The sequence below is a fragment of the Variovorax sp. GW458-11-26-14-LB1 genome (genome assembly GCF_059423965.1).
In genome coordinates this window covers 1-17,279 of the sequence record NZ_JBWKYW010000036.1, presented here as the reverse complement: position 1 = coordinate 17,279, position 17,279 = coordinate 1, and the positions used below count along the sequence as shown (strand labels likewise).

Annotated in this window: 17 protein-coding genes; 4 read left to right on the top strand and 13 right to left on the bottom strand. The window is 68.6% G+C overall.

Annotated features, from left to right (window positions below):
• Positions 1-5: 5 nt before the first annotated feature.
• The 9 genes from AC07YS_RS21665 to AC07YS_RS21625 all read right to left on the bottom strand — a co-directional run bounded on the left by AC07YS_RS21665 (position 6) and on the right by AC07YS_RS21625 (position 10,232).
• A complete protein-coding gene (locus AC07YS_RS21665; protein WP_495269055.1) occupies positions 6-575 on the bottom strand; it encodes a DUF1697 domain-containing protein in 570 nt (189 codons plus the stop codon).
• A gap of 25 nt (positions 576-600) precedes the next feature.
• The gene (gene gloA / locus AC07YS_RS21660; protein ID WP_495269054.1) at positions 601-1,014 is read right to left on the bottom strand and encodes a lactoylglutathione lyase; all 414 of its coding nucleotides are present in this window, start codon (positions 1,012-1,014) and stop codon (positions 601-603) included.
• 59 nt (positions 1,015-1,073) lie between these two features.
• On the bottom strand, positions 1,074-1,754 hold the full coding sequence (locus AC07YS_RS21655; RefSeq protein ID WP_495269053.1) for a glutathione S-transferase family protein: 681 nt from the start codon (positions 1,752-1,754) through the stop codon (positions 1,074-1,076).
• A gap of 100 nt (positions 1,755-1,854) precedes the next feature.
• A complete protein-coding gene (locus AC07YS_RS21650) occupies positions 1,855-3,111 on the bottom strand; it encodes a hypothetical protein (protein WP_495269052.1) in 1,257 nt (418 codons plus the stop codon).
• Between the two features lie 14 nt (positions 3,112-3,125).
• Positions 3,126-3,809: an ABC transporter ATP-binding protein gene (locus tag AC07YS_RS21645; RefSeq protein ID WP_307587392.1), complete on the bottom strand. Its 684-nt coding sequence runs from the start codon at positions 3,807-3,809 to the stop codon at positions 3,126-3,128.
• Positions 3,806-5,491: an ABC transporter permease gene (locus AC07YS_RS21640; protein ID WP_492699309.1), complete on the bottom strand. Its 1,686-nt coding sequence runs from the start codon at positions 5,489-5,491 to the stop codon at positions 3,806-3,808. The genes AC07YS_RS21645 and AC07YS_RS21640 overlap by 4 nt, the downstream gene beginning before the upstream one ends.
• Positions 5,492-5,526: 35 nt before the next feature.
• Positions 5,527-6,588, bottom strand: a complete 1,062-nt coding sequence (locus AC07YS_RS21635) for a Fe(3+) ABC transporter substrate-binding protein (RefSeq protein WP_495269051.1) — start codon at positions 6,586-6,588, stop codon at positions 5,527-5,529.
• Positions 6,589-6,872: 284 nt separating this feature from the next.
• Positions 6,873-9,605, bottom strand: coding sequence for a phage head spike fiber domain-containing protein (locus tag AC07YS_RS21630; protein WP_495269050.1), 2,733 nt, complete (start codon positions 9,603-9,605; stop codon positions 6,873-6,875).
• A gap of 60 nt (positions 9,606-9,665) precedes the next feature.
• Positions 9,666-10,232, bottom strand: coding sequence for a PaaI family thioesterase (locus tag AC07YS_RS21625; protein WP_495269049.1), 567 nt, complete (start codon positions 10,230-10,232; stop codon positions 9,666-9,668).
• Between the two features lie 75 nt (positions 10,233-10,307).
• On the opposite strand from AC07YS_RS21625, the gene AC07YS_RS21620 reads away from it, so the two are divergent.
• The 4 genes from AC07YS_RS21620 to AC07YS_RS21605 all read left to right on the top strand — a co-directional run bounded on the left by AC07YS_RS21620 (position 10,308) and on the right by AC07YS_RS21605 (position 14,375).
• The gene (locus tag AC07YS_RS21620; RefSeq protein ID WP_489058186.1) at positions 10,308-10,763 is read left to right on the top strand and encodes a MarR family winged helix-turn-helix transcriptional regulator; all 456 of its coding nucleotides are present in this window, start codon (positions 10,308-10,310) and stop codon (positions 10,761-10,763) included.
• A gap of 109 nt (positions 10,764-10,872) precedes the next feature.
• The gene (locus tag AC07YS_RS21615) at positions 10,873-12,189 is read left to right on the top strand and encodes an MFS transporter (RefSeq protein WP_495269048.1); all 1,317 of its coding nucleotides are present in this window, start codon (positions 10,873-10,875) and stop codon (positions 12,187-12,189) included.
• A 15-nt stretch (positions 12,190-12,204) separates the two neighbouring features.
• Positions 12,205-13,629, top strand: coding sequence for an MATE family efflux transporter (locus tag AC07YS_RS21610; protein ID WP_495269047.1), 1,425 nt, complete (start codon positions 12,205-12,207; stop codon positions 13,627-13,629).
• Between the two features lie 38 nt (positions 13,630-13,667).
• On the top strand, positions 13,668-14,375 hold the full coding sequence (locus AC07YS_RS21605) for an SDR family oxidoreductase (RefSeq protein ID WP_495269046.1): 708 nt from the start codon (positions 13,668-13,670) through the stop codon (positions 14,373-14,375).
• A gap of 6 nt (positions 14,376-14,381) precedes the next feature.
• On the opposite strand, the gene AC07YS_RS21600 is transcribed toward AC07YS_RS21605, so the two are convergent.
• The 4 genes from AC07YS_RS21600 to AC07YS_RS21585 all read right to left on the bottom strand — a co-directional run bounded on the left by AC07YS_RS21600 (position 14,382) and on the right by AC07YS_RS21585 (position 17,157).
• Positions 14,382-14,708, bottom strand: coding sequence for a hypothetical protein (locus AC07YS_RS21600; protein ID WP_495269045.1), 327 nt, complete (start codon positions 14,706-14,708; stop codon positions 14,382-14,384).
• A 113-nt stretch (positions 14,709-14,821) separates the two neighbouring features.
• Complete coding sequence (locus AC07YS_RS21595) at positions 14,822-15,559, bottom strand: aldolase (protein ID WP_056579193.1); 738 nt, start codon at positions 15,557-15,559, stop codon at positions 14,822-14,824.
• A gap of 48 nt (positions 15,560-15,607) precedes the next feature.
• Positions 15,608-16,249: a 2-dehydro-3-deoxy-6-phosphogalactonate aldolase gene (locus AC07YS_RS21590; RefSeq protein WP_495269044.1), complete on the bottom strand. Its 642-nt coding sequence runs from the start codon at positions 16,247-16,249 to the stop codon at positions 15,608-15,610.
• Positions 16,246-17,157 (bottom strand): 2-dehydro-3-deoxygalactonokinase, encoded by a 912-nt coding sequence (locus AC07YS_RS21585; protein ID WP_495269043.1) that lies wholly within the window; start codon positions 17,155-17,157, stop codon positions 16,246-16,248. The genes AC07YS_RS21590 and AC07YS_RS21585 overlap by 4 nt, the downstream gene beginning before the upstream one ends.
• Positions 17,158-17,279: the final 122 nt, after the last annotated feature.

Sequence of the window (17,279 nt, the reverse complement as noted above, 5' to 3'; positions counted from 1 at the left end):
GTTGGTCAGTCGGTGATGAGCTTTTCCACCGTGCGCAGGTTGCGCGTGGTGGTGCTCGACTTGTAGCGGGTCTTCGCGAGCAGCTTGGCCGCCGGCGTCTCCAGGCTTTCGCCGCGCGGGCACTGCCAGTACAGCACGCCATCGCCGCGCACCAGCCGCTCGACCTTTGGGTCGACCGCACCGGCTTTTTCCATGATCTCGTCGAGCATCGCGGCGTCGGAGCCGAACACGAGGTAGGGATGGTGCGTGTCGTCGATGCGTTCGAAAGGGTAGCTCGCGGCCATGTCGGCCACGCGCTGCTGCGTGCGCAACACGATCCACGCCTCATAGCCGAAGCACTGGCGCAGCGCCTGCTCGATGCGCGTGCGCAGCGCGGCGGCATCGGACGCGTCGGTGTCGAACAGCACGTTGCCGCTGGCAAGCACCGTGCGCACCGCGCCGAAGCCGAGTTCGTCGACGAACAACGCCTTCAGGTCGGCGCTCTTGATCGTGATGCCGTTGACGTTCACGCCGCGCAGCAGGGCGACGTAGCGCGTCAGCGGCGCGTCTTTCTTCTGTTTCTTCGGGCTTGCCATGGTGTTGCGTGCGGCCCGAAAAGACTCAGCGAAGGCCGCCGCCCGACGCGTTCTCGTTGCGCTGGATGAGCTCGATCTTGTAACCGTCGGGGTCCGTCACGAAGGCGATCACCGTCGTGCCGCCCTTGACCGGACCGGCCTCGCGCGTCACGTTGCCGCCGGCGGCCTTGATCTTGTCGCAGGCCGCGTAGGCGTCGGGCACGCCGAGCGCGATGTGGCCGTAGGCGGTGCCGAGCTCGTAGTTCTCGGTGCCCCAGTTGTAGGTGAGCTCGATCTCGGCCTGGTCGGGGTTGCCGTTGCCGTAGCCGACGAACGCGAGGCTGTACTTGTATTCGGGGTTTTCCGACGTGCGCAGCAGCGTCATGCCGAGCACCTGCGTGTAGAAGTCGATGGAGCGCTGGAGATTGCCAACGCGCAGCATGGTGTGGAGAAGTCGCATCTCGTGGGTCGTGTCGTTATGGGGGGAAGGGGGCTATTGTCGCCCTCTGCTTCTTGCGATCAAGCCGCCAGCGTCAGCAGGTGCGCCTGGTACTTCTTCAGGAAATCCATCAGGTGCCGTGGGTACTCGGGCACCACCGCCGCGCGCACGCTGGGGCGCGCCGCCAGCGCATGGCGCCAGGCATTCACCTTGGGCAGCGCATCGAACAGGTGCGAATCGCTGATCGCGTCGAACACCTCGAAGTAGCGGAACACCGGTGCGAACACCGCATCGACGAGGCTGAAGGCTTCGCCCGCGAAGTAGGGGCCTTGCCCGAGCGCGGCCTCGACGCGTTCGAACTTGGCGGCCAGCGCCTCGCGCTTCTGCGCGAACACGGCGGCGTCCTGTGTGGTCTCGTAGCCCCACAGGTCGGCGAGGATGACCGAGCCGAATTCCATCCATGCGCGATGCTGCGCACGTGCGAGCGGGTCTTCGGGGTGCAGGCGGGCGCCGGGTTGCGTCTCCTCGAGGTATTCGCAGATCACGTTGCTCTCGAACAGCACGGCTTCCGTGCCATCGGGGCGCTGCACCTTCAGCAGCGGCACCTTGCCCAGCGGCGAGATGTCGAGAAACCATTGGGGCTTGTTCGCGAGATCGATCACGACGCGCTCGAAGGGCACGTTCTTCTCGTGCAGCGCGATCGCGGCGCGTTGCACGTAGGGGCACAGCAGGTGGCTGACGAGGGTGAGGGCCTGGGTCATGGGGCGTTCCGCTTTCGAAGGGTTTGGGTCGGGATCGCCGCGATTCTTGCGGGCCTGAACAACCTTTTCTGGAAAAGCCCATTCGGGCGCCGCCCGGTAGCTACGGCTTGGGAAAGAGGTACGCGTCGGCCGCAGGCTTGAGAAGGGGCTTGAGTTCGGTGAACGGCAGCGCCACCGTGGTGCCGAGGCAGGCGCCGAGCGCATGCGGCACGCCGCTGACCGCGACGGCCAGCGCATCGCGCCCGCGGGTGCGCTCGAAATGCAACGCCAGGTACTCGGGCCACACCTCGTCGCAACCCGTGTAGTGCTGCGGGTCTGCGGCGGCTGCGGATTCGGGCCCGCGTCCCTGTGCTTTCAGCTTCTTCCCGATCAGCGCCATGAGCGTCTTGCTCGGCGCGAACCCGTCCGGTGTCTGGGTGAACGCGCGGAACAGGCGATCGAAGTCGAGGTACTCGCCACGGACCAGGTCGAGCGTGTAGGGCGCGTAGTGGTTGTGGGGATGGGGGCCGCCGCAGTCAGTGCTCCCCGATTCGACGACGCTCATTAGCGTCGGGCTGAGAAAGGTGACGCGCACCGATTCCGCGTCGTAGTCCCCCAGCGAGCCGGCCGCCGGGTGCGTCGCGGTGTAAAGGGTGGCCTTGCATTCGAGCGCGGCGAGGCTGAGCTGTCCGTGCCTGCGCGCGAGGATGGCGTTGACCTTCTCGACCACGCGCACATTCGGGTGTCGCGTGAGCCGCGGATAGGAAAAGCGCGTGCGCGGATCGATGACCATGCGCCATGCCACCGCTCCGCTGACGTGCTCCACGCCTTGCTTGAGCGATGTCTGCAGCTTCTGGTGGTCGTAGGGTGCCGTCTCGATGGAAACCGGTGCGTCCGAAGCCGCGCCGGTGGTGTTGCCTGGCGGGATGGCGCGCGTCACCGGCGCAGTGGCGCCGGGACTCCGGTCTGGGTCGTACTGGCGAACCTGTCGAAGCTCGAACGCGACGTTCTGCTTGCCGGGGCCATCGCTCCAGCTCCCGGCAAAAGTGCCGTCGATCGCCTGGCCACGCCATGTCGGACCCGGCTGTCGGGTCTGCGCGTCTTCGAACAGCGGCGCGTTGCCGCCTTGTGCCGCCCGGTACATCGCCTCGCCCTGGATCGGGAGGGCTTCCACGAGCTTCGTCACCGGCCCGGAGAGTGGAATGTCGACACCGTGGCGGCGATAGAAATACCGCCCGCCGCCGGAGGCATTCACTTCGAGCACGACCTCGCTGGTGCCGAGGGTGCCTTGGTAGACCGTGCGGACTTCAGCCATGGCCGGCATCACCGACCCGAGCAATGTCGCCCACGCGAGGAAGAGTCGGGTCGCCTTGTGCATCGGAGCGCCTCCCTCTACGAGGCCGTCTCCAGCCAGTGCGTGATCCGTCCGTTGTGCATCACGCCGATGCGGTCGGCCATCGCATGCGCCTCGGCCTCGTTGTGGGTGACGAGGATCGCGGTCTGCCCGGCCTTCTTCAGGATGCCGCGCACTTCGGCGGTCAGGCGCTCGCGCGTGCCACCGTCGAGGTTGGAGAACGGCTCGTCCAGCAGCAGCAAGGCCGGCGAGGGTGCCAGCGCGCGGGCCAGTGCGATGCGCTGCTGCTGGCCGCCCGACAGCTCGTGCGGGTAGCGCTCGCCGGCCTCGGCCAGGCCGACCAGCGCGAGCATCTCGGCCACGCGCGCCTGCTGCGCTGCGCGGCCCAGGCGGCGCAGGCCGAAGGCGACGTTCCTGGCGGCCGACAGGTGCGGGAACAGCGCGTACTCCTGGAACATCATGCCCACGCGCCGCTGCTCGGGCGGCAGGTGCTTCTGCGGCGACGACAGCAGCGTGTCGCCGAGGCGGATGGTGCCGTCGCGCACGGGCTCGAAGCCGGCGATGGCGCGCAGCACCGTGGTCTTGCCGCAGCCCGAGGGACCGAACAGGCAGGCGATCTCGCCCGCGGGCAGGTCCAGCGAGAAGCCGTCGACCACCGTGTGCGGGCCGCGTGGCGTGTCGTACGCGAGCTGGAGCGAGTCGAGATGAAGCGGGGAACTCATGCGGGGTCCGTGTCGGGAGGCGTCACCGCCGGCGTCGTGCCGAGCTGGTTGCGCGCCAGCAGCACCACCGGCAGCAGGCCGGCGACCACGATGGCCAGCGCGGCGATCGCGCCTTCCTCGTAGGTGCCGCGCGCGGCCTCGGCATAGAGCCAGGTGGCGAGGGTGTCGAAGTTGGCCGGGCGCAGCAGCAGCGTGGCCGGCAGCTCTTTCATGGCGTCGACGAAGACCAGCAGTGCGCCCGCCGCGATGGCGGGCTGCAGCAGCGGAAGGTGCACGCGGCGCAGCGTGCCGCCGGTGGTTTCGCCGAGCAGGCGCGAGGCCTGCTCGATGGCCGGCGGAATGCGTGCCAGCCCGGCTTCGATGCCACCCACGGGCATCGCAAGGAAACGGATGGCGCAGGCCATGACCAGCACGATGCCCGCGCCCATCAGCGGCAGACCTTGCCAGCCCATCGCGCCGGCCAGCGCCGCGTCGAAGGCCAGCGCCGGCGTCAGCAGGCCGATGGCGAGCACCGTGCCCGGCACTGCGTAGCCCAGCGTGGCCACGCGCGCCTGCCAGCGGTCGCGGTTGAGGCTCGTGCCCTGGCTGCGCGAGGCCCAGGCCACGACCAGCCCCGCCGCCACGGCCACCACCGTCACGCCGGCCGCCAGTGCCAGCGTGTTGCCCAGGCTGGCCACGAGGCCCTGCGAAATGCCGCCGCCCTGGTGCAGCCGCTTGCCGCTTTCCCAGACCAGGTACAGCGCGGGCGCGACAAAGCCGATCAGCACCGGCAGCGCCGCCGTCGCGGTCGCCGCCCAGGCCGCGCCGCCGTGCAGGCGCCGGGGCTGCACCGCGCGCATGCGCTGCGCGGAGCCGAAGCGCTGGTGCTGGCGGCCGTTGCGTTCGAGCCAGACCAGCGCCACCACCACGAACAGCATCGCGCAGGCGATCTGCGCGGCGCCGGCCAGGTCGGAGCGCGTGATCCAGGTGGTGTAGACCGCCACCGTGAGCGTGTTCACGCCGAGGAATTCGGAGGCGCCGATGTCGTTGAGCGTCTCGAGCAGTGCCAGGCTCAGGCCCACGGCCAGCGCCGGCCGCGCCAGCGGCAAGGCCACGCGAAAGAACGCGCCGCGGCGGCTCTCGCCCAGCGTGCGCGCCGCTTCCAGCAGGTGCGCGGGCTGGGTCATGAACATCGCGCGCGCCGTCATGTAGACATACGGATAGAGCACGAAGCCCAGCACGAAGATCGCACCCGGCATCGAGCGCAGGTCGGGCAGGCGGAACTGGCGCGGGCTGTCGAAGCCCAGCATCCAGCGGATCGCGCCCTGCACGGGGCCGATGGGGTGCAACAGGTCGAGGTAGGCGAAGGCGACGATGTAGGTCGGCATCGCCAGCGGCAGCAGCAGCGCCCAGTTGAGCACGCCGCGGCCGGGGAAGTCATGCGCCGTGACCAGCCAGGCGCAGCCGGTGCCGATCACGAGGACGAGGGTGCCGACGCCCGCGAGCAGCAGCGCCGTGTTGAGCGCCGCCTGCGGCAGCACGTGCGCGAACAGCGGCCCCCAGTGGCCGACGCCCGAGCCGAATGCGAGCCATGCCAGCGTGAGCACCGGCGCGAGCACGCCGAGCGCGATCAGGAACGACGCGCAGCGCCATGCCGGGCCCGCGGCGCGCAGGCCCGGCGGCTGGCGCCGCGAAATCAGCATTCAGTTGCCGGCAAGGTGTGCCCGGCTATGCAAGGTCACTGGTCGAAGCCGACCTTGTCGACGAGGGCGCTGGCCTGCTTGCGGTATTTGGCAATCTCGGTCAGCGGCAGCGGGTCGACCTTCAGTTCGCCGATGGACTGGCCGATGATCGGGTCGAGGGCCACGCCCTTGCGCACCGGGTATTCGTAGTTGGCGTCGGCGTACAGTGCCTGGGCCGGCTCCGACACCAGGAACTCGAGCAGCTTGACCGCGTTGGCGCGCTGCGGCGCGTTCTTGGCCACGGCCGCGCCGCTGATGTTCACGTGCGTGCCACCACTCTTGGCGCTGGCGAAGGTCGGGCGGATCACCTTGATCGCGTCGCCCCACTTGCGCGCGTCGGTGCCTTCCTTGGCGCTCTTCATCTGGCCGACGTAGTACGAGTTGGCCACGCCGATGTCGCAGATGCCGCCGAGGATGTCGCGCGCCACGTCGCGGTCGCCGCCGGTGGCCTTGCGCGCCAGGTTGCCCTTGACGCCGCGCAGCCACTGCTCGGTCTTGGCTTCGCCGTCGTGCGCGATCATCGCGGCCACCAGGGCCGTGTTGTAGGGGTGCTGGCCGGCGCGGATGCAGACCTTGCCCTTGTACTTCGGGTTGGCGAGGTCTTCGTAGCGGAAGCTGGTCAGCGGCTGGTTCTTGTCGGCGTACAACACGCGCGCGCGCAGCGAGAGCGCGAACCATTGGCCGTCGGCGCCGCGCAGGTTGGCCGGAATGGCCGACTCGAGCGCGGCCGACTTCACCGGCTGCGTCACGCCGCCTTCGACGAGGTCGACGAGGTTGCCGATGTCCACCGTCATCAGCACGTCGGCCGGCGAGCGTGCGCCTTCGGCCTTGACGCGCTCCAGCAGACCGTCCTTCACGAACACCGTGTTGACCTTGATCTTGCTCTGCGCGCTGAACGCCGAGATCAGCGGCTGGATCAGCGCCGGCTCGCGCGTCGTGTAGAGCGTGAGCTCGTCATTGGCGGAGTGCGCGGGCAGGGCGGAGAGGGCGAGCCAGGCGGCGGAAACGCCGAGGAGGGCGTGCGCCACGCGGCCCTGGGGGCCGGAACGGTCGGTCATGAAGGATCCTCCAGGTGCGGTGAGGTGTTCTAGGAAAGGCATCGGCGACGACGGGTGCGTGTCGCTGATGCGAACAATTATCACTGACAGGGAGGGGCAGGTTTTCCTTTGGCTTACAGCTTGAGGGCTTACTGCGGCGTACCCGCCCTGCTTCCTGCAGGGATATCTTGAAGCGCGCCGCGAGAACCGGGCACCCGGCAGTGCGATAACCCGACTGCCAGTCCGCTACGCCTGCTGAAACGGAATCTTGCCCCCGTAAACAGGGGCTGGCGCGGGGCTTTTTCCTACGTCGTCAGTGCCACCACCTCGGCATCGGTCAGCTTTTGCGGCCGGTAGCGCACAGCGCGCACGTGGAAGAAGGGCTGGTTGCCCCCATAGCAGAGATTTCCGATCCCGAGGAAGGCAAAGGGCGGAACCGTCGCCAAGGAGGCTTTCCTCAACGCTTGACCGTTACACCCGAACCGAACCCCGTCGACACCGTAGCTGATCGACGCTTTCACTACGCCACCCGCTGGCGTGCCGGTAAGGTTGACAGACGCGGTGCTGGCCCCGACGACACCGTTGGTCACCGAAACGGCGTACGCGGTGCCGGTAGGGTTGAACCCTATGCCAAGACGGTTCGAGGATGCGGTGCCGATCTCCAGCAGTGTCCGAGATTCGGTGTCACCAGTCAGCGGGCGCCCGAACTCCATGAAGAGGGTGCCTTCGGCCGTATTGCACCAGCCTTTGGTCGTGTCGACGCGAACGAGGTCGCCGGCGCGTGTGGTGGCGGCGGAGGTCGCAGTGTCTGCTTGGCGGGCGGTCGCTGTCGAGGTGGCAGCGTCCGCAGCTCGGGTGACCGTTGCTGTCGTTGTGGGGATGTAGCTGGTTGCCACAGGCCCCGCCTCGACCTGGCCTTTGCATATCCAGACGGTCAGAGTGCTTGTGACAACCGTGTTTGCGTTGACGACCGGGTAGACCCCTCCGCTGGTGCTGCCCGCAGCCGTCACATTTTGAACAACCGCCCGCGTGAATCTGTCCACAAACTGGGCCGAATTGGCCGCTGTGATGATGAATGAGCCAAGCGCGGAGATGCCCGTGTAGTACATCGTGATCGACTCGCTTCCGGTCAGCGGTCGACTGAGTTTCACGTAGCTGCTCGAGCTGTAGGCGGTGCCTCCCATGACCGTTGCGCCAATTCCGGAGCCGCCCTGCATGCGACAACCCGCGTAGCCCGTGGAGGTCATGGCCGGCGTGAAGGTCGTTGCAACGCAGGCTTCTCCGTCCACCGTTTCGCTGGAAACCAGTGGCGGCGTGGTCCCGCCGGCGACCCCAGCGGCGATCTGGCTGTTGAGCAGCAGGTTCGTGCTTTGCCCCTCCTGCATCAGCCACGGCGCGATGCTCAGATCGGTCGGGTTGTAGGTCATCCGCGCCGCGCCAGCCGCAGCAGTCTTCATCACACCCGTCGAGTCGAAATAAGTCCCGATGGACGCGCGACTGATGAAGGTCTCGGCGCTCGGAACGTAGCTTGTAGCAAAGGCACCCGTTTCGAGCTGGGCGCCCCAGATCTGAAATGCACCGTGGTCGGTGCCGTCGCCGACATGAAATGGGTAGATGGCAAGCGTATCGCCGACGGTGATCCCCGTAGACTGGGTGAATGCGCAGCGGAACCATCCGCCGCCCACCGACCGCATTTCCCACCCATTGCCCGAGATAGAAGGACTGCCACCATGAAGCGTGGCATAGCCGAAAGTGAACTGCGCCGCTGTGGTCGTATTGCGCAGCTGTAGCGACACTGGAGCGTTCCTCGATACGTTCTTCAGATAGACGGAGAACGTCATCACCGTCGATGTAGCAGCCGCCGACTGGCCCAATGATCCGGTAGGTGTTCCGGAGACCTCGACGGCTCGCAATGTCCCGTCGGGGGCCAACTTGCCGGTCGCACGTGAGACTGCGCCGGCAAAGAACCATGGAACCAAATGCATGTCGCTGCTCTTGAGCAGGATGTTGGTGCGCTGCTCTTCCACCATCAGCACAGGCGGCAACGCCAGATTCGATGGCTCGTAGCTGTTGCGCGCAACGCCTGCCGCCGCATAGCGCAGGATGCCTTCGGCGTCGTAGTAGCTGCCGATCGAGGCCCGTGCCGTGACCCCATCCCAACTGGGGATGTAGGAGCTGGCAAACGCACCCACTTCGAGCTGCGCACCCCAGATGTAGAGGCCGGCGACGCCGTCGCCGGGGCCGGTGCCGGCAGCCGCTGCGCCGGGGTAGACGGCCGCGGTCAGCGCCGCGGATGCGTCTGTCGTGAAGACGATCTCGACCCTGCGCCACCCACCGCCGACATCAACGATCCGTTTCGACACCTCCGTAAAGACAGAGATGGTGAAGAGAGAGATGGTCAAGGCCGACAGGTCGAAGGCGAAGCTGATTCTTTCGCCTGTTGTCGCGCCGGAAGCAAAGGCCCATCCATTCGAAGAGCCTGCGGCCCTCGCATAGAAAGAAAAGGCGTAGGTGATTGCGGCCGCCGCTTTGGCCGTCGTCTGCGATGCGCGGCCCACGGACGCGATCCCGCCGTTGAGCAAGGTCAGCTTGCAGGCATCCCAACGTCCGTTCGGCGCCTGGGCTGCGCCAGGCACGGCGGTGACGCTCGTCTTCGCCCAGACCGCGTTTTCAAATCGCGACGAAAACGCCAATTGGTTGATTCGCGCGTTTTCAATGAGCAGCCCCTTCGCCACCTTCGTGATCGGATCGAAGTCGAAGCGCGGCGTGGCGCAGGGCTCGATGAAGCCTTGGGCGTTGACGCGAGAGCCGTTCGTGCCGCCCGCATAGGTGAACAGCTCGGCAAAAGTCTTTTCGGTAAGTGTCGTTGTCATCTGGTTGGGTCCTCTGCGGGCTGCCTCGCGCGAACGCAGGCGGTGCCTTCGGGTTCGGCGGCGGAGGGTTCCGCCGCCGGCCAGCCCATGGCGGCCATGGCAGTCTTTTCCTTGGTTGGCGATGACGACTTTCTCGCCGAACGCCCCAACGAAAAAGGCCGACATATGTCGGCCTTCAGAGGAGGGCGGGGCGCCCTGCAGATCAGCGAAGACGGGGGCTTCGCCTCACCGCCCCGCCGGCACCTCGAACACCAGGCACGTCGTCGTCGCATGCGCATACAGCTTGCCGTCGGCCCCGACCAGCCGCGCCTCGGCGGTGGCGAGCTGCTTGCCGCAGTGGATCACCTTGCCCTCGGCGCGCACGCGCTGCACCTTCGGCGTGAGGCCCTTGACGTAGTTCACGCTGAGCTCGGCCGTCGTGTACGCGCGACCGGGCGGCATCATGGTGTGGACCGAGCAGCCCAGGGCGGAGTCGAGCATCGTGGCGACCCAGCCACCATGGATGGTGCCCAGCGGGTTCAGGTGCTGCGGCAGCGGCGTGCCCTGGAAGATGGCGATGCCCTTGCTGACCGAGACGATGGTGAAGTCCAGCGTCTTGGCGATGGCGGCGTAGGGAATCTCGCCGTTGAGCATGGCCTGCATGACCTCCAGGCCGGTCTTGCCGGCGACCTGCTCGGGGCGCGCGAGCCCGGGGCCGGGGCCGTTCTCGAGGCGCTCGGCGATCTGCCGTTCTTCGGCGATCCATGCGTCGAGCAGATGGGAAGGGGTGTCGGTGAAAGCTTGCTGCGTCATGCCTGTGTTCCTGCTGGGGGCTTTGCGGGGTGGGGTTGATTGCATATGCAATAGTTGCACATACAATAATACCCCATGGACACACCCACCCAACCCCGCGGCTGCACCAGCTTCAAGACGCGCCAGCTGATGCGCCGCCTGACGCAGCACTACGACGCCGAGGTGTCGCGCAGCGGCCTCAAGACCACGCAGTACTCGCTGCTGTCGCACCTCAAGCGCCTGGGCCCGATGCGCCCGGTCGACCTGGCGGGCGAACTGAAGATGACCGCCTCTACGCTGAGCCGCAACCTGCAGCCGCTGATCACCGCGGGCTGGGTGGCGCAAGTGGCGGGCGCGGATGCGCGCAGCCGGCTGGTGTCGCTCACGGACGCCGGCGACGCCAAGTGGCGCGAGGCGCAACAGCACTGGAAGACGGCACAGCAGAAGCTGAATGCGCTGCTCGGCGTGGAGCGCGTGCTCGCGCTGCACACGCTCATCGACGAATCGCTCGCGCTGCTGGGCACGGGCGAGCCGGTCGACGTGCAGGACTGACGCTCCCACCCCCTTTCAACGAACACGTTCCGCGCCCCTGAAGCCGCGCGGCCGGATTTCCTGTCTCTTCGTTTCTCCCCCGACCCATTCCAACAGTTCCAGAGGCCCCATGTTCGCCACCCACGTCTCCGCATGGCTGCAGCGCCGCGGCATCCACTACGGCTGGATCGTCGCCGCCGTCACCTTCCTGACCATGCTCACCATGTCGGCCGCGCTCGGCCTGCCGGGCGCGATGATGAAGCCGCTCGGCGAGGAGTTCGGCTGGAGCACCGAGCAGATCTCGTCCGCGCTCGCGCTGCGCTTTGCGCTGTTCGGCCTCATGGGCCCGTTCGCCGCGGTGCTGATGGAGCGCTACGGCCTGCGCGCAGTGATGTGCGCCGGCCTCACGCTGGTCGGCCTGGGCATGGCGCTGGTCACCACGGCCTCGCAGCTGTGGCAGCTGTTCGTGCTGTGGAGCCTGATGCTCGGCCTGGGCACCGGCATGACGGCGCTGGTGCTGGGCGCCGTGGTGGCCAACCGCTGGTTCGTCGCGCGGCGCGGCCTGGTCGTGGGCATGCTCACGGCCAGCGCGGCCACCGGCCAGCTGGCCTTCCTGCCGCTGGCGGCCTGGATGATCGAGCACTGGGGCTGGCGCTCGGCCATCGTGCCGATCGTGATCGGCAGCGTGGTGATCGCGCTGCTTGCGCTGTGCCTGGTGCGCAACCGGCCGTCGGACATCGGCCTGCAGCCCTACGGTGAAGCGCCCGGTACGCAGCCGGCGCCGGCGCCCGCCTTCACGATGAACTTCGCCACGCCGTTTCGCGTGCTGCGCGAGGTGGCGACCAACCGCACCTTCCTGATCCTGGCCGGCACCTTCTTCATCTGCGGCCTGAGCACCAACGGCCTGGTGCAGACGCACTTCATCTCGCTGTGCGGCGACTACGGCATGAGCGCCGTGCCGGCCGCCTCGGTGCTCGCGATGATGGGCGCCTTCGACTTCGTCGGCACCATCCTGTCGGGCTGGCTCTCCGACCGTTATGACAACCGCAAGCTGCTCTTCTGGTACTACGGCCTGCGCGGGCTGTCGCTGTTCTGGCTGCCGCATTCGGAGTTCACGATCTACGGCCTGGGCCTGTTCGCGATGTTCTACGGCCTGGACTGGATCGCCACCGTGCCGCCGACCGTCAAGCTCGCGGGCGCCGCCTTCGGCCCCGCGAAGGTCGGGCTGGTGTTCGGCTGGATCTTCGCGGCCCACCAGCTGGGCGCGGCCACCGCGGCCTACGGCGCGGGCTTTGCGCGCACGCTGCTGCTGACCTACACGCCCGCGCTGTACACGGCTGGCGCGGCCTGTCTGCTCGCGGCGGTGATCGTGATGGCGATCCGCCGTCCCGCCAAGACCGCCGCCGCACCGGCCGCGGCCACCACCAACGCCGCCGCGCGCGCCTGACCGCCGGAGATCCGCATGACCACCCCCCAACAAGCGAACGGCGACCTCGACCCGCGCACGCGCCGCCTGCTCGAGGCGCCCATCATCCCCACGCTGCTGCGGCTGGCCGCGCCCAATGTGCTCGTGATGCTGGCGCAGGCCTCCGTCGGGCTCATCGAGACCTACTTCGTCGGCAAGCTCGGCACCGACGCGCTGGCCGGCATGGCGCTGGTGTTCCCCATCGTCATGCTGATGCAGATGACCTCCAGCGGCGCGATGGGCGGCGGCATCGCCTCGTCGATCGCGCGTGCGCTGGGCGCGCGCCGCCGCGGCGACGCCGATGCGCTGGTGTGGCACGCGGTGGTCATCGCGATCGGCTTCGGCCTGTGCTTCACGCTCGCGCTGCTGCTGGGCGGGCGCTGGCTCTACGGCGTGATGGGCGGCACCGGCGCGGCGCTGGAAGCTGCGCTCACGTACTCGAACTGGGTGTTCGCGGGCGCGGTGCTGGTGTGGCTCTTCAACTCGCTGTCCGCCATCATCCGCGGCACCGGCAACATGGCGGTGCCGGCCAACGTGACGGTGGTGGGCGTGGTGTTCCTCATTCCGGCGTCGCCGCTCCTGATCTTCGGCATCGGGCCGTGGGGCGGCATGGGCATCGCGGGCGGGGCGCTGGCGCTCCTGCTGTACTACCTGCTGGGCTCGATCGCGCTCATCGCCTACCTGCGCTCGCCGCGCAGCCTGCTGCGCCCCACGCTGGCGGCGTTCCAGATGCGCTGGCCGCTGTTCCGCGACATCCTGCGCATCGGGCTGGTGGGCACGGTGTCGACGGTGGCGACCAACCTGTCGATCGGCATCGCCACCGCACTCACCGGCCATTTCGGCGCGGGCGCGCTGGCCGGCTACGGCACCGCGTCGCGGCTGGAGTACCTGCTGGTGCCGCTGGTGTTCGGCCTCGGTGCGCCGCTGGTCGCGATGGTCGGCACCTGCATGGGCGCGGGGCTGCGCGAGCGTGCGCTGCGCGCCACCTGGGCCGGCGCGGCGCTGGCCTTCGGCATGGCCGAGGTCATCGGGCTGGCCGCCGCGCTGTTCCCGCGTCCGTGGCTGATGCTGTTCGGCCACGACCCCGTGATGCTCGAGACCGGCGCACACTACCTGCGCGTGGTGGGGCCGCTGTACGGTTTCTTCGGCGTCGGGCTGGTGCTGTACTTCGCCTCGCAGGGCGCGGGCCGGCTGCTGTGGCCGGTGCTCGGCAACATCGCGCGGCTCGCCGTGGCGGGCACGGGCGGCTGGCTGGCGCTGCGCTGGGGCGGCGGGCTCACCGGCGTGTTCGCGGCGCAGGGCGTGGCGCTGGTGGTGTACGGCATCGTCATCGCCTCGGCCATCGCGGGCGGTGCGTGGTTCGGCCGCGTGGGCTGGCCGCGCACGACCCAGGGGCTGCTGCGCCGCGTGGCGCAGGCCTGAAGCGCTCTCGCTATCTCTTCATTAACGAAAGGCTCGTCATGCAGATCAAGGATTCCGTCGTCTTCATCACCGGTGCCAACCGGGGGCTCGGCCTGGCGTTCGCCAAGGCGGCGCTCGCGGCCGGTGCGCGCAAGGTCTACGGGGCCGCGCGCGACCCGAAGAGCATCACGCTCGCGGGCGTCGTGCCTGTGGCGCTCGACGTCACGCAGCCCGCGCAGATCGAAGCAGCCGTTCGCGCCTGTGGCGACGTGACGCTGCTGGTCAACAACGCGGGCATCTCGCGCGGATCGAGCTTCCTGGGATCGGCCGATGCGGTGGCCGCGGCGCGTGCCGAGTTCGAGACCAACTTCTTCGGCCCCTGGGCGCTCACGCAGGCCTTTGCGCCGGTGCTCGCGTCGAATGGCGGCGGTGCGGTCCTCAACGTGCTGTCGGCCCTGGCCTGGACGACGTTCCCCGGCGTGGCGACCTACAGCGCCACCAAGTCGGCGGCCTGGTCGCTGAGCAACGGCTTGCGCAACGAACTGGCGGGGCAGGGCACGCAGGTCACGAGCCTGCACGTGGCGCTCATGGACACCGACATGGCGGCGCACATGCCCGGCCCCAAGACCTCGCCCGACGACGCGGCGCGACAGGCACTGGCGGGCGTGGAAGCGGGGCTGCCCGAGGTGCTGGCCGACGAGGTCACGCGCCAGCTCAAGCAGAGCCTTTCGACCGAGCGGCCCGCTTATGCGAGTCCGCCGGTCTGAAGTGCGTCAATAGCGGTAGGGGTTGTTCGGGCGACGGTCGTAACGGTTGGGCACACCGTCGCCGTCGTTGTCCCGGCGGCCGTAGCGACGGCCTTCCCAGTCGCGGCGGCCGTGGTCGTAATAGCCGTGGCGACGCGGGCCGTCGTAGTAGCCCGGGTGGTAGTGGCGCGGGGGCGGCGGCGGGGCGTAGTAGTGATGGCGCGGCGGCGGCGCGGGCGTCACGTACACCTGGGCCTGGATGAACGGGCCGCCGGCCTGGGCATGGGCCGGCGCGGTGAGGGCGGCCAGCGACAGCAGGGCGGCGGCACCGAAGGCGAATGTCAGCTTTTTCATGGCGACTCCTGGGGAGTGATTGCGATGCCTCATCGTCGCGCCATTATGTGAAGTTCTTGTAAGCCGGAAGCGAAATCGCATGAAGAGCTGTAAGCCGCTGCGCTCGCGCTTTTTCAGCGTGGCGGGGCCGGCAGCATGCGCCGCAAGGCTTCGAAGAACAGGTCGGACTGTTCCCGCTCGCCCTGGATCTGCGCCGCCACGTGCGCGGCCAGCTTGGCGTTGACGGGCACCAGCGGGCGCCCGGTCGATTGCGCGATCACCTGGTGCAGGCAGGCGCGCTCCAGGTAGTACAGGTCGTCGTAGGCGTGGGCGATGGTGCCGCCCGCCACGATCACACCGTGGTTCGCGAGAAAAGCCACGTCCTTGCCGGCCATGGCGCGCGCGATGCGCTCGCCCTCGGCGTCGTCCAGTGCCAGGCCGTTGTACTCGGCGTCGATGGCGATGCGGTTCATGTAGCGCATGGCGTTCTGGCTGGCGGTCGGGTCGAGCGCGCGGTCGACCGTGAGCGTCAGCGCCGTCGCGTAGGGCATGTGGCAATGCAGCACCACGGCGTGGCCCGTGAGGCGGTGCACCGCGCCGTGGATGAAGAGGGCGGTGGGCTCCACGCGGTGGCGGCCCGCGAGCACTTCGCCGTGCACGTCGATCAGCACGATGTCGTCGGGACCGATCTCGCTCCAGTGCAACCCGCGCGGGTTGATGAGGTAGCGGTCCTGCGCGCCCGGCAGCAACACGCTGAAATGGTTGCACACACCTTCGGACAGCCCGTGGTGGGCCGCGGCGCGCAGCGCGAGCGCGAGGTCTTCGCGCAACTGGCGCACGGCGGGGCTGGCGTATTCGGAATCGGCGGACATCGCGGGGGTCTCCTTCTTTCTTGTGGTGGGTGAATCGTTCGTGCCGGATCAGGCGCGGACCAGCCCGGCCCAGGCCGCCACGAAGCGCTGCGCGTCCTCGCGCACGGCGGGGGCGGTCTTCCCGGGTTTGTAGAGCGACGAGCCGATGCCGAAGCCGGCCGCGCCAGCCGCGCGCCATGCGCCCATGTTGTCGGGCGCGATGCCGCCCACGGGCATCACGGGCGTGCCGGTCGGCAGCACCGCGAGCAGGGCCTTGACCACGGCGGGCGAGGCCAGTTCGGCCGGGAACAGCTTGAGGCCCGTGGCACCGGCCGCGAGCGCGCCGAAGGCCTCGGTGGGCGTCATCACGCCGGGCAGGCAGGCCATGCCCAGGCGCGCGGCCTCGGCGATGACGTCGGCATTGAAGTTGGGCGACACGATCAGCTCGCCGCCGGCCGCATGCACTTCGCGCACCTGCTTCGCGTCGAGCACGGTGCCCGCGCCGACCAGTGCGGTGGGGAAGCGCTGGCGCATCAGCGCGATGCTCTCCAGCGGCTGCGGCGAATTGAGCGGCACTTCGAGCAGCCGGAAGCCGGGCTCGACGATGGCGTCGCCCACGTCGGCGGCTTCGGCGGGCGAGAGGCCGCGCAGGATGGCCACGAGCGGCAGGGCCTGCATCGCGGCGTTGAATTTATCGAGGGGCGTGGTCATGGGGCGGGTGTCCTGTCGGTGTCGAGAAAGCCGGACAGCGTGTGCAGTCCGGCCCAGGTGGCTTCGGCGCCGAGCGTGCGCGTGGCGACGCCGGTGGCGCGCAGGGCCAGGGTGTAGCGTTGGGTGAGGGTGGAAGAGCCGATCAGCACGACCTCGCCGACGGCCTGTACCGATTGCGTGCGCAGCTCCTCGCCGATGAGCAGGCCCGACAGGTAGCTCGACAACTCTTCCTTGGGCATGCGTTCGAACAGCGCGAGCGTGCGCGTGCCGAAGGCGTTGTGCAGCAGGCCGTGGCCGTTCTCGGAGCGCGTCACGCCTTCGAGGAACGCGGCTTCGTCGAGCGGCGCGGTCGCGTCGAGCGTGCGCCCCAGGATCGAGTGCTGGCTCAGCAGCGCGTAGAACTCGCCCGTCATGTAGGTGCGAAAGCCCGCGACGCGGCCTTTCTTGACCGTGGCCCATTTGTTGTGGGTGCCGGGCAGCACGAAGACGCCGTCGTCCAGGCCGGTGATCGTCATGGCGCCGAGGATCTGCACCTCTTCGCCGCGCATCACGTCGGGCACGCCGGCGTGCTCGTCGCTGAGGCCGGGCACGATGGCGATGCGCGCGCCGGGGATGGCGTCTGTGGCGATGATGCTGCGGCCTACTTCGACGCGGCCTGCGGGGCAGGGGCAGTAGGGCGCTTCGACCCAGCCCTGCTTGCTGCCGGCCATGCCGGAGATCAGGCAGCGCGTGTCTTTCAGGCGCATCCAGTCGCCGAACAGCGACTCGAACACGGCGGGAAAGCCGCCCTCGGGCACGGTGAGGATGCCGCGGGCGTCGCTGCGTTCTTCGATGACCTGTCCGCTCGGGTCGAGCAATGCACCGCGTAGCGAGCTTGTGCCCCAGTCGATGGCGATGAGTCTTGTCATTTCTGTCGTCTGTTGCGTTTCGAGAGTCGGTTCGGGGCGCGTGCCCAGGCCACCGGGTACTTCCCTCCGCGAATGTCCCCCGGGCTTCGCCCTCCTCCTTGATTTCGCTGCGGGAAGCACCC

Bases quoted from the DNA above. Each gene is read 5' to 3' on its own strand.
- AC07YS_RS21635 (WP_495269051.1), bottom strand. From the start codon at position 6,588: ATGACCGACCGTTCCGGCCCCCAGGGCCGCGTGGCGCACGCCCTCCTC.
- AC07YS_RS21595 (WP_056579193.1), bottom strand. From the start codon at position 15,559: ATGTCCGCCGATTCCGAATACGCCAGCCCCGCCGTGCGCCAGTTGCGC.
- AC07YS_RS21620 (WP_489058186.1), top strand. From the start codon at position 10,308: ATGGACACACCCACCCAACCCCGCGGCTGCACCAGCTTCAAGACGCGC.
- AC07YS_RS21630 (WP_495269050.1), bottom strand. From the start codon at position 9,605: ATGTCGGCCTTTTTCGTTGGGGCGTTCGGCGAGAAAGTCGTCATCGCC.
- AC07YS_RS21600 (WP_495269045.1), bottom strand. From the start codon at position 14,708: ATGAAAAAGCTGACATTCGCCTTCGGTGCCGCCGCCCTGCTGTCGCTG.
- AC07YS_RS21590 (WP_495269044.1), bottom strand. From the start codon at position 16,249: ATGACCACGCCCCTCGATAAATTCAACGCCGCGATGCAGGCCCTGCCG.
- AC07YS_RS21640 (WP_492699309.1), bottom strand. From the start codon at position 5,491: ATGCTGATTTCGCGGCGCCAGCCGCCGGGCCTGCGCGCCGCGGGCCCG.
- AC07YS_RS21610 (WP_495269047.1), top strand. From the start codon at position 12,205: ATGACCACCCCCCAACAAGCGAACGGCGACCTCGACCCGCGCACGCGC.
- AC07YS_RS21585 (WP_495269043.1), bottom strand. From the start codon at position 17,157: ATGACAAGACTCATCGCCATCGACTGGGGCACAAGCTCGCTACGCGGT.
- gloA (WP_495269054.1), bottom strand. From the start codon at position 1,014: ATGCGACTTCTCCACACCATGCTGCGCGTTGGCAATCTCCAGCGCTCC.
- AC07YS_RS21665 (WP_495269055.1), bottom strand. From the start codon at position 575: ATGGCAAGCCCGAAGAAACAGAAGAAAGACGCGCCGCTGACGCGCTAC.
- AC07YS_RS21615 (WP_495269048.1), top strand. From the start codon at position 10,873: ATGTTCGCCACCCACGTCTCCGCATGGCTGCAGCGCCGCGGCATCCAC.
- AC07YS_RS21650 (WP_495269052.1), bottom strand. From the start codon at position 3,111: ATGCACAAGGCGACCCGACTCTTCCTCGCGTGGGCGACATTGCTCGGG.
- AC07YS_RS21625 (WP_495269049.1), bottom strand. From the start codon at position 10,232: ATGACGCAGCAAGCTTTCACCGACACCCCTTCCCATCTGCTCGACGCA.
- AC07YS_RS21605 (WP_495269046.1), top strand. From the start codon at position 13,668: ATGCAGATCAAGGATTCCGTCGTCTTCATCACCGGTGCCAACCGGGGG.
- AC07YS_RS21645 (WP_307587392.1), bottom strand. From the start codon at position 3,809: ATGAGTTCCCCGCTTCATCTCGACTCGCTCCAGCTCGCGTACGACACG.
- AC07YS_RS21655 (WP_495269053.1), bottom strand. From the start codon at position 1,754: ATGACCCAGGCCCTCACCCTCGTCAGCCACCTGCTGTGCCCCTACGTG.